Origin of the sequence: Halioglobus japonicus (assembly GCF_001983995.1) — a bacterium.
Lineage (GTDB): Bacteria > Pseudomonadota > Gammaproteobacteria > Pseudomonadales > Halieaceae > Halioglobus > Halioglobus japonicus.
On sequence record NZ_CP019450.1, the window covers coordinates 2,475,556 to 2,489,741 of the forward strand.

Annotated in this window: 9 protein-coding genes and 1 pseudogene; all 10 read left to right on the top strand. The window is 58.0% G+C overall.

Features of this window, described 5'->3' with window-relative positions:
* Nucleotides 1–87: 87 nt before the first annotated feature.
* The 10 genes and pseudogenes from smc (at nucleotide 88) to phoR (ending at nucleotide 14,170) form a co-directional block, all read left to right on the top strand.
* Nucleotides 88–3,583: pseudogene (smc, locus tag BST95_RS11750) on the top strand (chromosome segregation protein SMC).
* 6 nt (nucleotides 3,584–3,589) lie between these two features.
* Nucleotides 3,590–4,501, top strand: a complete 912-nt coding sequence (gene zipA, locus BST95_RS11755; protein ID WP_084199657.1) for a cell division protein ZipA — start codon at nucleotides 3,590–3,592, stop codon at nucleotides 4,499–4,501.
* Nucleotides 4,502–4,506: 5 nt separating this feature from the next.
* Nucleotides 4,507–6,540, top strand: coding sequence for an NAD-dependent DNA ligase LigA (gene ligA / locus BST95_RS11760; RefSeq protein WP_229801924.1), 2,034 nt, complete (start codon nucleotides 4,507–4,509; stop codon nucleotides 6,538–6,540).
* Nucleotides 6,537–7,142 (top strand): transglycosylase SLT domain-containing protein, encoded by a 606-nt coding sequence (locus tag BST95_RS11765; protein WP_084199661.1) that lies wholly within the window; start codon nucleotides 6,537–6,539, stop codon nucleotides 7,140–7,142. The genes ligA and BST95_RS11765 overlap by 4 nt, the downstream gene beginning before the upstream one ends.
* Before the next feature lie 205 nt (nucleotides 7,143–7,347).
* Nucleotides 7,348–7,785: a hypothetical protein gene (locus tag BST95_RS20560; RefSeq protein WP_240500183.1), complete on the top strand. Its 438-nt coding sequence runs from the start codon at nucleotides 7,348–7,350 to the stop codon at nucleotides 7,783–7,785.
* Entirely contained in the window at nucleotides 7,782–9,119 is a 1,338-nt protein-coding gene (locus BST95_RS11770) for an FAD-dependent oxidoreductase (protein WP_240500184.1), read from the top strand. Before BST95_RS20560 ends, BST95_RS11770 begins: the two co-directional genes overlap by 4 nt.
* A 2-nt stretch (nucleotides 9,120–9,121) precedes the next feature.
* Nucleotides 9,122–10,984, top strand: coding sequence for a 2-oxoacid:acceptor oxidoreductase subunit alpha (locus tag BST95_RS11775; protein ID WP_084199663.1), 1,863 nt, complete (start codon nucleotides 9,122–9,124; stop codon nucleotides 10,982–10,984).
* Nucleotides 10,981–12,033, top strand: a complete 1,053-nt coding sequence (locus BST95_RS11780; RefSeq protein ID WP_066058737.1) for a 2-oxoacid:ferredoxin oxidoreductase subunit beta — start codon at nucleotides 10,981–10,983, stop codon at nucleotides 12,031–12,033. Before BST95_RS11775 ends, BST95_RS11780 begins: the two co-directional genes overlap by 4 nt.
* Before the next feature lie 148 nt (nucleotides 12,034–12,181).
* Nucleotides 12,182–12,883 (top strand): phosphate regulon transcriptional regulator PhoB, encoded by a 702-nt coding sequence (gene phoB, locus BST95_RS11785; RefSeq protein WP_084201154.1) that lies wholly within the window; start codon nucleotides 12,182–12,184, stop codon nucleotides 12,881–12,883.
* Nucleotides 12,884–12,901: 18 nt separating this feature from the next.
* Entirely contained in the window at nucleotides 12,902–14,170 is a 1,269-nt protein-coding gene (gene phoR / locus BST95_RS11790) for a phosphate regulon sensor histidine kinase PhoR (protein ID WP_084199664.1), read from the top strand.
* Nucleotides 14,171–14,186 lie beyond the last annotated feature (16 nt).

Below are 14,186 nucleotides of genomic sequence, written 5' to 3' on the forward strand. Positions count from 1 at the left end.
CTTGTGTTTCCAGGGAAGGGTGCATTTATCCAATTCCCCGGGAAAAGTTATAAAAAACAGCAAGATAGGGCGGGCACCTAAAGTTCTATGAGACTCAAGTCGATCAAGCTGGCAGGGTTCAAGTCTTTCGTCGATCCCACGACGGTGAATTTCCCCAGCAATATGTGCGCTGTCGTAGGCCCGAATGGCTGCGGAAAATCCAACGTAATTGACGCCGTGCGGTGGGTGATGGGCGAGAGCTCCGCCAAGAACCTGCGCGGCGAATCGATGACGGACGTTATTTTCAACGGCTCCGTGAATCGCCAGCCGGTGGGCCAGGCGTCCATCGAACTGATTTTCGACAATACCGATGGTGGCGTGGGCGGCGAATATGCCAGCTATGCGGAAATTTCCATCAAGCGCCAGGTCAGCCGTGAGGGCCAGTCCGAGTACTTCCTCAACGGCACCAAATGCCGTCGCCGCGATATTACGGACATCTTCCTCGGCACCGGTCTCGGACCCCGCAGTTACGCGATTATTGAACAGGGCATGATCTCGCGCCTGATTGAGTCCAAGCCCGAAGAGCTGCGGATTTTCATCGAAGAGGCGGCGGGCATCTCCAAGTACAAGGAGCGTCGCAAGGAAACCGAGAGCCGGATGCGGCGTACCCTCGAGAACCTGGAACGTCTCACCGATCTGCGCGAGGAGCTGGAACGCCAGCTTTCACACCTGAAGCGCCAGGCAGCGGCCGCCGAGAAATACGCCGAATACAAGGAAGAGGAACGCAGCTACAAGGCGCAGCTGCAGGCCCTGCAATGGCAGGAACTTGACGGCCAGGTTCGCGAGATCACCCAGGCGATCGGCGAGTTGGAGGTCAAGCTTGAGGCGGTGCACGCGGAACACCAGAACGTCGATACCTCAATCGAACAGTATCGCGTGGAGCACACCGATCGCACCGACGCCTTTAACAAGGTGCAGGGCAATTACTATGCGCTGGGCTCAGAAGTGGCGCGCATAGAGCAAACCATCAAGCACCAGCAGGAGCGCAGCAGCCAGTTGCAGGAAGATTTGCAGCAAACGTCCACCAGTTTGCAGCAGGCCGAAGGGCACCTCGGCGAAGACCGCGACAAGCTGGTGGTCTGGGAAGAGGAAATCGAAACACTCAGCCCGGAACTGGAAATGCTCCAGGAAGTGGAAGAAGCCTCAGCCGAGGCCCTGGTGCAGGCCGAGGAGGCCATGCACACCTGGCAGAACCAGTGGGATGAGTTTAACCACACCGCCGCGGCCCGCGCCAGCAGGCAGAAGTACAGCAGTCACGCATTCAGCATCTGGAGCAGGTTTTGCAGCGGCTCCAGGATCGCACCGGTCAGCTTGAGCAGGAGAAGGAGGCGCTCGCCCCGGGCCCTGCGGACGACGAGATCGAGACTCTGGGCGAGCAGATCGCCGAGATCGAGCTGGTCATGGCGGAGCACGAAAACAGCAGCGACACCGTGGTGGAGCAGATCAACAGCAACCGCCAGCGCAGCGGCGAGCTGTCTGGCGAATTGAACGATATTCGCTCCAGCTTGCAGCAACTGCGCGGCCGCCAGGCTTCCCTGGAAGCACTGCAACAAGCGGCGATGGAAGACGGTAGCGCCGACGTCGGCGAATGGCTGCAGGCCCAACAGGTGGCGGACAAACCCGCCTGCTGGAGCAGTTGCAGGTCGATGATGGTTGGCAGCTGGCAGTAGAAACCGTGCTGGGCGACTACCTGCAGGCTGTTTGTGTCGATGACCTGGGTGCGCTGGGAACCATGTTGGGCTCACTCGAGCAGGGTCAGCTGGCCCTGGTGGAAGGAGGTGCAGAGACACCTGCGGGCGGTGACTACCTACTGTCCAAGGTGCGCAGCAGTGGCGCGGCCTCGGCCTTGCTGGCCGGCGTGAAGGTTGCCGATGACCTGGCGCAAGCCATGGCTATGCGCGCTGCTTTGACTGCCCAGGAATCTATTATTACTCGCGATGGCGTCTGGGTCGGACCGAACTGGTTGCGTGTTACGCGCCTGAGTGACCAGCAGGGCGGGGTGATTGCCCGCCAGCAGGAGCTGGAAGAACTAGAGCAGCAGATCGCTGCCTCCGATGCGCGCGAAGAACAGGTACAAGCGGAGCTGGCGCGTTGCCAGGAAGAGCAGAAACGCTGCGAAGAACAGCGCGAGAACAGCCAGCGCGAATTGCAGGTGGCCACCCGTCAGCACGCTGAGTTGGGTTCGCAGCTGTCCGCCATGCAGGCCAAAGTAGAGCAGATAAGTGCCCGGCGCGAGCGGCTCAACGCGGATATCGATGACGCCCGCGCGCAGTTTCGCAACGAGCAGGAATCCATTGCCGAGGCGAGGCAATTGCTGTCTGAAGCCATTGAAAGCATGGAGTCAGATTCACAGCGGCGAGAAGACTTGTTGTCGGTTCGCGATGAAACCCGAGGCACCCTGGATACCTGTCGCCAGAAAGCGCGGCATGACAAGGACGCCTCGCATCAGGCGGCCATGCGTCATCAATCCTTGCGCACGCAACTGGATTCCATGCGCGACTCTATCGACCGCACCAATCGGCAGGTGGCCCAGCTGCGTGAGCGGCGCGACCAGCTGCAACAGACCATGCGCGACAATGACAACCCCCTGGACGAACTGCAGGAGCAGCTCGAGGCGCAACTGGAATTGCGCCTGCAATCAGAGGGCGAGCTGACCGAAGCCCGCCAGGCTGTGTCGGAGGTGGAGCACAAACTGCGCGAAGCCGAGCAGCAGCGCGCTGGTATCGAGCACCGCGCCGAGTCGGTGCGCAGCCAGTTGGAGAAGCAGCGCCTGAGCAACCAAAGCCTACAGGTGCAGCGCGAGAACATTCACCAGCAGCTGCGTGATGCCGAGCAGGATCTGGAGGCCGTGCTCAGCGGTATGCCGGAGGAGGCCAATCAGGAAGCCTGGCAGCGCGAGCTGGAGCGCATTGCTAATCGGATTGCGCGTCTCGGCCCGATTAACCTGGCAGCGATTGATGAGTACAACCTGCAGTCAGAGCGCAAGAACTATCTCGACGCGCAGAACGACGATCTAGAAACCGCGTTGAATACCCTGGAAAATGCCATTCGCAAGATCGACAAGGAAACGCGCAACCGTTTCCAGGAAACGTTCGACAAGGTGAATACGGGGCTTCAGGAACTCTTCCCCCGCGTGTTTGGCGGCGGTAGTGCCTACCTGGAGATGACGGGCGAGGATCTGCTCGACACGGGTATCTCCATCATGGCCAGACCACCGGGTAAGAAAAACAGCACTATTCACCTGCTGTCCGGTGGCGAGAAAGCACTGACAGCTATCGCCCTGGTATTCTCCATCTTCCAGCTGAACCCGGCACCTTTCTGTATGCTGGATGAGGTTGATGCACCGCTGGATGATGCCAACACCGGTCGCTATGCGCGAATGGTGAAAGAGATGTCAGAGAAGGTGCAGTTTATTTACATTACCCATAACAAGATCTCCATGGAACAGGCGGATCAACTCATGGGTGTCACCATGCACGAGCCGGGGGTTTCGCGCCTGGTGACTGTAGACGTAGAAGAAGCAGCAGAACTGGCAGCGAGCTGATAAAGCATGGCGATAACTGAACTCACCGTTAGGGACTGGATGGTCATCATTGGCGTACTGCTGATTGTGGCCGTATTGCTGGATGCATGGCGCAGGGTGCGCAGCGAACGTTATTCGCGAGTGACCATGAATCTCGCGGATTCGGAAGACGAAGGCGATGCTCGCGACGAAGAGCTGGCCTGGCTGAAGGAGCTGCCCAATGGCGGTGCCCGGGTCGTGGAGAGGGGAGACTTGTTGCGCGCCGCTGGTCGCCGTGAACCGGAACCGGAGCCTGAATCAGAACTCGTTGCAGAAGCACAGCCCTCGCAGGCAGCAGAGGAGGTCGTCGACGCGCCTGAGGAAGAGGTGCCGTTGATGGCGGGCATGGCAGCCGACGATGCTATTGCTGAGCCTGAAAATGTGGATTGGCTGGACGATATTGCCGCCCAGGAGCCGCTCGTTGAGCCTGTTGCACAAGAGGCCCCCGGTGTTTTGCCGAGAGACATCGACCCCGAAGTGTTCATGCTTAATGTTGTAGCGCGTGATCCGCGAGGCTTTCGCGGCGAGGACATTCTGCACATCCTCCTCGCCTGCGATCTGCGTTTTGGCGATATGAACTTTTTCCATCGCCACGAGTTCGAAGCAGGCCGCGGCGCGATTCAATTCAGCGTGGCCAATATGATGCAACCCGGTGTTTTCGATATCGACAACATGGCCGACTTCAATACCCCCGGCCTGGTGTTTTTCCTGACGCTGCCAGGTCCCGAGGACATGATGAAAGCGTTCGACTACATGCTGGAGACTGCCCAGGCGGTGTCCCGTAATCTCGGCGGCGACGTGCTCGATGAGTCGCGCAGTGTGCTAACCAAGCAAACCCTGGAACACTGCCGCCAGCAAATCCGTGACCTCGAGCGTCGCATGCTCGCCAGGGCGCGATAGCCGCAGTGTCTACACAGGATTTGCGGGCGGAGCTCGACAGGCTGCGCAGCGAACTGCGCGACTGGAATCATCGCTACTACGTCCTCGACGATCCCAGCGTGCCGGACGCAGAATACGATCGCAGCATGCGGCGTCTGCAGTCGATTGAAGCTGAACACCCCGACTGGGTCACCCCCGATTCACCTTCACAGCGTGTTGGCGACAAACCCCTCGATCAGTTCTCGCAAGTGGCACACGAAGTGCCCATGCTGTCACTGGACAATGCTTTCGACGCCGCTGAACTCGCAGATTTTGAACGTCGCTGTCTGGACAGGTTGGGTGCCGACGCAGCGCCGCTCACCTATAACTGCGAGCCCAAGCTCGATGGCATCGCGGTCAGTCTGCTTTATCGCGATGGCCTGCTGGAGCGCGGGGCAACCCGCGGTGACGGTACCACCGGTGAGGACATTACCCACAACGTGCGCACCATTGGCTCCATTCCCCTGCGTCTGAGGGGCGAAGGTTACCCAGCCGTACTCGAGGTGCGCGGTGAAATCTATATGCCCCGGGCCGGCTTTGAAGCACTCAATGCACGTGCGCGGGAGCGCGGTGACAAACCTTTTGTGAATCCCCGCAACGCCGCCGCGGGCAGTCTGCGTCAACTCGATGCCAGGCTTGCCGCGGAGCGCCCGCTGGAAATGTGCAGCTATGGTGTGGGCCTGGTGGAAGGTGGCGAACTTCCCGAACATCACTCGGCCATCCTCGCGTGTCTCGGCCAGTGGGGTTTACGCACCAACACTGAGACGGATGTCGTGCAGGGCATTGAGGCCTGCGAAGCCTATTACGAGCAGTTGGCCGCCAAGCGTGATCAGCTTCCCTATGACATCGACGGCATTGTCTACAAGGTCGATAGTATTGAGCTGCAAGCGCAGCTGGGTTTTGTTTCGCGGGCGCCGCGCTGGGCCATTGCCCGGAAATTCCCTGCTCAGGAAGAGGTAACGCGTTTGCTCGATGTCGAGTTTCAGGTGGGGCGCACCGGCGCGATAACCCCTGTGGCACGACTTGAGCCGGTGTTTGTTGGCGGTGTTACGGTGAGTAACGCGACACTGCACAACCAGGATGAGATCGAACGGCTCGGAGCAATGATTGGCGATACCGTCGTTGTGCGCCGGGCAGGGGATGTGATTCCACAGGTGGTTTCCGTGGTGACCGAGCGTCGCCCGGACGATGCGGCGGCTATCCGCTTTCCCGATGCCTGTCCGGTGTGTGGTTCGGCGGTAGAGCGCGAAGCGGACGAGGCGGTGCTGCGATGCCTGGGCGGGCTGGTGTGCGCTGCCCAGCAGAAAGCCGCTATTCGGCATTTCGCGTCGCGACGGGCAATGGATGTCGACGGCCTGGGTGACAAATTGGTCGATCAGATGGTTGACGAGGGTCTGGTGGAAAATGTGGCGGGCCTGTACCAGCTCACCTTTGATCAACTGGTGGGGCTGGAGCGCATGGGGCAGAAATCTGCCGACAAGCTCCTCAAAGCGCTCGAGCAGAGCAAGCAAACGACCTTGCCGCGGTTTATTTTCGCGCTGGGTATCCGCGAGGTAGGCGAGGCCACCGCATTGAATCTGGCGAATCATTTCGGCTCCTGGGCTGATCTGGTAGCCGCCCCGGAAGAAGCTCTGTTGGAGGTCGATGATGTGGGGCCGGTAGTGGCCGACCACCTGCGCCAGTTTTTTGATTCTGAAGGCAGTATGGCAGTAGCGAAGGCGCTGTTGGACGCCGGGGTTGAATGGCCGGCCATCGAAGTAAAGAGCGCTGCAGAATTGCCGTTTGCCGGCCAGACCTGGGTGGTGACGGGCAAGCTCGAAGCGGTGGGCCGCAACGAGGCAAAAAGCCTGCTGCAGTCTCTGGGTGCCAAGGTGGCTGGCAGTGTTTCCGCTAAAACCCATTGTGTTGTCGCTGGCCCGGGCGCCGGATCGAAACTCGCCAAGGCCTCGGAGCTTGGCATTGATGTTATTGATGAGGAGGCATTTCTCGCTTTGCTAGCCAATCACGGAGTTTCCCCATGATACGGATTGTCGCTTTATTGCTGCTGTTGATACTGTCCGGCTGCGCCACCAGCCCGCCCTCGAATCAAAACAATCTATGTGAGATTTTTCGCGAGAAAAAGGGCTGGTACGACGACGCCGCCGACGCGCGCAAGGAATGGGGTAGTCCCATCTCCGTCATGATGGCCATCATGTACCAGGAGTCGCGGTTTGTGGCGAAGGCCAAGCCGCCGCGCAAGAAGATCTTTGGCTTCATTCCAGGGCCGCGTCCCTCGGACGCCTACGGGTACAGCCAGGCCAAGAAATCGACCTGGAAGGACTACAAACGTAGTTCCGGTAACTACGGGGCCGATCGCGACGATTTCGCCGATGCCATCGATTTCATTGGCTGGTACAACCATCAATCCAACCGCCGCAATGGTATTAGCAAGTCCGACCCCTATCGCCTGTACCTGGCGTATCACGAGGGCCACGGTGGATATAGCCGGGGCAGCTATCGAAGCAAGGACTGGCTGCAGGGTGTCGCACGCAAGGTGCAGAAAAAGGCAGATACCTATGGCGGCCAGTTACGCTCGTGTGAAGAAGACCTCAAGGACGACGGCTGGTTCTTCGGCTGGTTCTGAATCAGCTGATGATCCCGTGTCATCTCCCCTTGCTGCGAATCGTTCGCAATAGCTAACAATCTGTGGCGAAAGTTCGCATAAGTAACCGAAAAGTAACGAATATCAGACCGCTTGCGTGGTGAAATAGCGCCGCAGCTGTGCCACACTCTTAGCGCTTTAGGCGCAGCGGACCAAAAGCGCCCAATAACCACACAGAGCTGCTCACGTGAAACAAACTGATACTCAGAACCCGGAGTACTTCCACAAGGTTGTGGATTGCCAGTACGCCTGCCCCGCGCACACCCCAGTGCCTGAATACATTCGCCTGATTGCTGCAGAACGCTATACCGACGCCTACATGGTCAACTGGGAATCCAACGTGTTTCCCGGTGTCCTGGGCCGCACCTGCGATCGCCCCTGTGAACCCGCCTGTCGGCGTGGCCGGGTCGAAGAGGAGCCGGTAGCGATTTGCCGATTGAAGCGGGTGGCTGCGGATAACAAGGAAGATATTTCTGATCGTTTGCCGAAAATTCCCAGCAAGAAAAACGGCAAGCGCATAGCGCTGATTGGCGCTGGTCCCGCGTCGTTAACGGTGGCACGTGGTCTGGCCCCCTCGGTTACAGTATCGACATCTACGATAACCAGTTTGCTGGCGGTGGCATGATGCGCAGCCAGATTCCCTCGTTCCGCCTGCCGGCGGAAGTGCTTGATGAGGAAGTGAACTACATCCTGGATATGGGTATTAACGCGACCTTTGATACCTACGTTGACAGCCTCAAGAGCATTCTCGATAAAGATTACGACGCGGTATTCGTCGGCACCGGTGCACCCAAAGGCCGCGGTCTGAACCTGCCAGGCCTTGAAGATGCCAGCGAGCACGTTCACCTTGGTATTGACTGGTTGGCGAGTGTTGCCTTCGAGCACCGTGACAGTGTCGACAAGAAAGTACTGGTGCTGGGCGGTGGTAATACCGCCATGGATTGCTGCCGAACTTCCAAGCGCCTCGGTGGTGAGGACGTTCGCGTGGTTGTTCGAAGTCCCTTTGAAGATATGAAGGCCTCTCCCTGGGAGAAAGAGGATGCCATGCATGAGGGCATTCCCATCTACAACAACCATGTCCCCAAAGAGTTCGTCATCAAGGACGGCAAGTTCTTGGGCATGCATTTTGAAAAAGTAGAGGCCGTTTACGACGAGGCAGGCAAACGTTCGCTGGTACCTACCGATGAGCCGCTGGTCTTTATGGAAGCGGATACCGTGCTCATGGCGATCGGCCAGGATAACGCCTTCCCCTGGGTGGAGCGTGACCTCGGTATTGAATTTGGCAAATGGGATATGCCGGTGGTTGATCCGGTGACGTTCCAGTCAACCAACCCCAAGGTGTTTTTTGGTGGTGACGCGGCCTTTGGTCCTGAGAACGTGATTACCGCCGTGGCCCATGGGCACCAGGCAGCGATTTCCATCGACCTTTTCTGCCAGGGCAAGGATGTTACCCAGCGCCCGGCGCCGGGCGTGACGCTGTCCAGCCAGAAGATGGGTGTGCACGAGTGGAGCTACGATAACTCGGTAGAGTCCGACCAGCGCCACATTGTACCGCTGGCACCGCTGGAAGTAGCACTGTCTGATCGCAAGGTGGAAGCCGAACTGGGTTTCGACAAGCCCACCGGGTTCAAGGAAGCCGAGCGCTGCCTGAACTGCGATGTGCAGACGGTGTTCGACGCGCCGCGCTGCATCGAGTGCGATGCCTGCGTGGATATCTGTCCGACGGACTGTATTACGTTCACTGACAATGGTGAAGAAACCGACCTGCGTGCGCGCCTGACGGGCCCGGCAGGTAACCTGGCCCAGGACTTGTACGTGTCCGCCGATCTGCCGACCGCGCGGGTCATGGTCAAGGATGAGGATGTTTGTCTGCACTGTGGCCTGTGTGCCGAGCGTTGTCCCACTTCCGCCTGGGATATGCAGAAGTTCCTCTACAATGTCATGAAGGCGGGGCAGTAATTATGAAACGATTAGAATCCGTTAACGACTTCGTCATCAAGTTTGCGAACGTCAATGGCACCGGCTCCGCCAGCGCCAACAATATGTTCGCCAAGGCCTTGTTCCGCATGGGCCTGCCTGTGTCGCCCAAGAACATCTTCCCCTCGAATATTCAGGGTCTGCCCACCTGGTACGAGGTGCGAGTCAGTGAGAAGGGTTACCTCGGTCGCCGCGGTGGGGTGGATATCGCCCTGTCGGTGAATCCGCAGAGCATGGCCCAGGACATTCAGGAAGTGGAAGAGGGCGGTTACTTCATTTATGACAATACCAAGCCCCTCGATCTGCGTTTGGTGCGCAACGATGTCAATATTATCGGCATTCCTCTGACGCGCATCTGCAACGATGAGTACTCCGATCCTCGCCAGCGCCAGCTGTTCAAGAACGTCATTTATGTCGGCGCGCTCGCCGCGTTGCTCGATATGGACTTCAAGGTGCTGACCGATCTGGTGAAGGACCAATTCAAGGGCAAGGAGAAACTGATCCTGCCCAATATCCATGCCCTGGAACTCGGCCATCAGTACGCGAAGGCGAATCTCGAGTGTCCCATTGGCATTCGGGTGAAAACGTCCGACAAGGTCGGCGACAAAATTTTGCTCGACGGCAATACGGCGCTTGGCCTGGGCGCGATATACGGCGGCGCCACCGTGGCGGCCTGGTATCCTATTACGCCTTCGACATCCGTCGTTGATGCCTACGAAAAGTACGTTCGTCGTGTTCGGATTGATCCAGGTACCGGCGAAAAGAACTACGCCATTGTTCAGGCCGAGGATGAACTGTCGGCGATTGGTATGGTGATTGGCGCGAGCTGGAACGGTGCCCGTGCGTTTACTGCCACCAGTGGCCCGGGTGTATCACTGATGAGTGAATTCCTGGGGCTGGCATACTTTGCCGAGATTCCCACGGTGCTGTTTGATGTACAGCGTGCCGGCCCCTCCACCGGTATGCCGACGCGCACTCAGCAATCCGATATTCTGTCGGCGGCCTATGCGTCGCACGGGGATACCAAGCAAGTGTTGCTGTTTCCCTCTACGCCCAAAGAATGTTTCGATTTTGGCGCCCAGTCATTTGACCTGGCCGAACGCCTACAGACGCCGATCATTCTGATGACAGATCTAGACCTGGGCATGAATGACAATATGTCCGAGCCGCTGGAGTGGGATGATGCACGCCAGTACGATCGCGGCAAAGTCATGACGGCAGAGCAACTCGAGGACGGCATTGAGTTCGGTCGCTACCTGGATGTGGATGGCGATGCCATCTGCTATCGCACCTATCCCGGCACCCACCCCAAGCGCGGCGCCTTCTTTACGCGCGGTACTTCGCGTGATGAGTACGCGGTGTATACCGAGAAGGGCGAAGAGTATGAGAAGAACATGCTGCGCCTTATGCGCAAGTGGGACACCATCAAGGAATATGTCCCGCAGCCGGAAGTTGTCGAGGCCTCCGAGAAGACCGACGTCGCGGTGCTTTATTACGGCACCAGTGAAGAATCGTCCCGCGAGTCACTCGATCATCTCGCCGGAGAAGGCATTCACCTGAATGCCATGCGCGTGCGGGCTTTCCCGTTCAACGACGATGTGAAAGCGTTCATCGAAGACCACGAGCAGGTGTTTGTGATCGAGCAGAATCGCGATGCACAGCTGCGCACATTGCTAATGGCAGAGTTTGAGTTTGGTCCGGACAAGCTCAAGTCGGTGCTGTGTTTCGATGGCACGCCAATCAGTGCACGTAATATCAGCAAGCAGATTAGGCAGCATCTCAGCGGAGGGGCGATTGAGCCTCTGCACCGCACCAAGATTGCCAGCCAGGCGGGAGAGTCAGCATGAGTTATCAAATTCCGAAGTTTCGCCACCCAGAACTGCCCGTCAACGACCTCGGTTATACCAAGGCCGATTACGAGGGCTCCATTTCCACGCTGTGCGCCGGCTGCGGTCACGACTCGATTTCCGGTGCTATCGTCAAGGCCTGTCACGAGCTCTCTATAGAACCGCACAAGATTGCCAAGATGTCCGGTATTGGCTGCTCGTCCAAGTCGCCCACGTACTTCCTGGGTAAGTCCCACGGCTTCAATTCGGTGCACGGGCGCATGCCGTCCGTGGTTACCGGTGCCGCTATGGCTAACCGCGACCTGATCTACCTGGGTGTGTCCGGTGACGGTGATACCGCCTCCATTGGCATGGGGCAGTTCGCCCATGTCGCGCGCCGCAACCTGAATATGGTGTATATCGTCATGAACAACGGTTGCTACGGTCTGACAAAAGGCCAGGATTCTGCCACCGCGGACGAGGGTTCCGTCAGCAAGAAGGGCGATGCCAACGTATTCAGTGCGATCGACCTGTGTTCCACCGCGCTGCAAATGGGCGCGACTTTCGTCGCTCGCAGCTTCTCTGGGGACAAGGAGCAGCTGGTGCCGCTAATCAAGGCAGCGATCAGTCATCGCGGTTTTGCGCTGATTGACGTGGTATCTCCCTGTGTGACGTTCAACAACAACGCCGGCTCGACCAAAAGCTACGAGTTTGTGCGCGAACACGCAGAGGCTACAGGCACGGTCGACTTTGTGCCTATGCAGAAGGAAATCACCACCGACTACGCGCCCGGCTCCAGTCATGAGGTGACTCTGCACGATGGCTCTTCCATTCATCTTTACAAGATGAGCGAAGACCTGGATCCCTTTGACCGTACTTCCGCCCTGATGAATATGGAGAAGCACCGCACTGCCGGCGATATCCTGACGGGGCTGATCTATATGGACAAGGATTCCCGCGACCTGCACGACGTTCTGGAGACCTCCAGACGTCCTCTCAACACCCTGGATGCCGAGGATCTTTGCCCCGGCAACCAGATGCTCAAGAACATTAACGCAAGCCTGCGTTAATTCGACACCCGGTGCCCTGTTTAGCCAAAAGCGGGGCCACCGGGCGATTTTATGGTCCTGTTTGTAATTCTTTGGCCGATTGTCATTTTGTTGTCATAATTTCATCATCTAATACCTGCATTCAGGTGAATGAAGGAAATGGGCTGTGATTGGCGAACGTACTGTTCTGGTTGTCGATGATGAATTTGCGATCCGCGATATGCTGCGCATGGCGCTCGAGATCGCTGAATTTCGTTGCCTGGAAGCGCCTAATATTCAGGAAGCGTATGCCGCTGTGGTCGATCATCGCCCCGACATTATCCTGCTCGACTGGATGCTGCCCGGCGGCAGTGGCCTGGAGCTGCTGCGCAGGCTTAAGCGCGACGACACGTTCCGTGAGATACCGGTGATTATGCTGACCGCCAAGACAGCGGAGGATAACGTCATTCAGGGGCTTGATGTTGGCGCCGATGATTACATCACCAAGCCGTTTGCCCCCCGTGAGTTAATTGCCCGGATCAAGGCGTTGCTGCGCCGTACGGTGGGCGGTGAGGAAAATGCCCGGATGGAGGTCAACGGCCTCATTTTGGATGGGGAAAGTCGCAGGGTGTTCGTGGGCGACGACGCCGTCGATATGGGGCCAACGGAATTCAAGCTGCTGCAGTTTTTTATGTCGCATCCGGAGCGCGCCTATACCCGGGGCCAACTCCTGGACCAGGTATGGGGAGCCAATGTGTATGTGGAAGAGCGCACCGTGGATGTCCACATCCGCCGGTTGCGCAAAGCGTTGCAGGGCGCGGATGCCGACCACAGTAATTTGATCCAGACCGTGCGCGGCACGGGCTATCGTTTTTCATCACGCGGGATATAGGGGGCAACGCCGGAACCTATGGAGTGGTTGGCATCGGTATTTCGGCTGATAGGCACGATCGCACTCGCGGCCTTGGCGGGCTTTTACTTCGGTAATCCACTGGTATGGGCGCTGCTTGCTGCAATTGGTCTGCTGCTGTTCTGGTCGCTGCAGTTGTGGCGGCTCCAGGAATGGCTCGCTGACAGTAGTAAGGCGCCGCCAGACCTGTTTGGTGTGTGGGGCGAGGTTGTCGCCCGCGTCTACAAGGGTCAGCGCAAGGCAACTGCCACTGAAGAGCGACTGCAGTCGACGGTGGATTATCTTCTGGATTCATTTGCCGCGATGCGCGATGGCGTGGTGATTATTGATAGTCAGGGAGCGCTGCGCTGGTGTAACGATGCTGCCCAGGGCTTGCTGACGCTGCGCTATCCGGACGATATTGGCCAGGCCATATCCAATATCGTGCGCCAGCCTGAGTTTGCCGAATATCTTACGGAGGGCGACTATGGCGATCCGCTGGTATTTGAGACCAGCGGGCCTATCAAGTTTCACCTGCAGCTGGTGGTTACCCAGTTTGCAGAGGGCGATACCTTGTTATTCGTCCGGGATGTAACCAATGTGGTGCGCACAGAGCAGATGCGGCGCGACTTTGTCGGCAACGTTTCGCACGAATTGCGTACCCCACTGACGGTGATAAGCGGTTACCTCGGAACGTTCATCGCTGACCCTGGCAACATTCCGCAGCAGTATGTGCGCGCAATGACACAAATGGCCGGGCAGGCAGATCGGATGGAAAACCTGCTCAAGGATTTGCTCTGGCTGTCGCGTATTGAGAGCACCGAGAGCCAGGCCAAGGGAGAGACTGTCGACGTGGCCACATTGCTGGAGGAGTTGAAGGAAGAGGTGAGCAACACACATCCGGACAATCCGCTACAATTGGATATACAGAGTCAGGGCAAGGTCTCCGGCGATTATCGGGAATTGTATAGCGCTGTCTCTAATCTGGTGTTCAACGCCTTTAAGTACAGTGATGAGGGTGTTCCTGTCACGGCTCGTTGGCGCCAGGATGAGAGGAATTTGATACTGGACATCGTCGATCAGGGGATTGGTATTGATCCCCGTCATTTTGCCCGGTTAACAGAGCGCTTTTATCGTGTGGACGATAGTCGCTCTTCCGAGACGGGGGGTACCGGTCTCGGCCTGGCCATTGTGAAACACGTGGCCGCAGCGCATGGTGCGCAATTGGATATTGATAGCAAACTGGGGTCGGGGAGTACCTTCTCTCTGGTATTCCCTTCGCAAGACTAGAGCCCCGAGGAACAGG

Bases quoted from the DNA above. Each gene is read 5' to 3' on its own strand.
- BST95_RS11775 (WP_084199663.1), top strand. From the start codon at position 9,122: ATGAAACGATTAGAATCCGTTAACGACTTCGTCATCAAGTTTGCGAAC.
- BST95_RS11765 (WP_084199661.1), top strand. From the start codon at position 6,537: ATGATACGGATTGTCGCTTTATTGCTGCTGTTGATACTGTCCGGCTGC.
- BST95_RS11770 (WP_240500184.1), top strand. From the start codon at position 7,782: ATGATGCGCAGCCAGATTCCCTCGTTCCGCCTGCCGGCGGAAGTGCTT.
- phoR (WP_084199664.1), top strand. From the start codon at position 12,902: ATGGAGTGGTTGGCATCGGTATTTCGGCTGATAGGCACGATCGCACTC.
- zipA (WP_084199657.1), top strand. From the start codon at position 3,590: ATGGCGATAACTGAACTCACCGTTAGGGACTGGATGGTCATCATTGGC.
- BST95_RS11780 (WP_066058737.1), top strand. From the start codon at position 10,981: ATGAGTTATCAAATTCCGAAGTTTCGCCACCCAGAACTGCCCGTCAAC.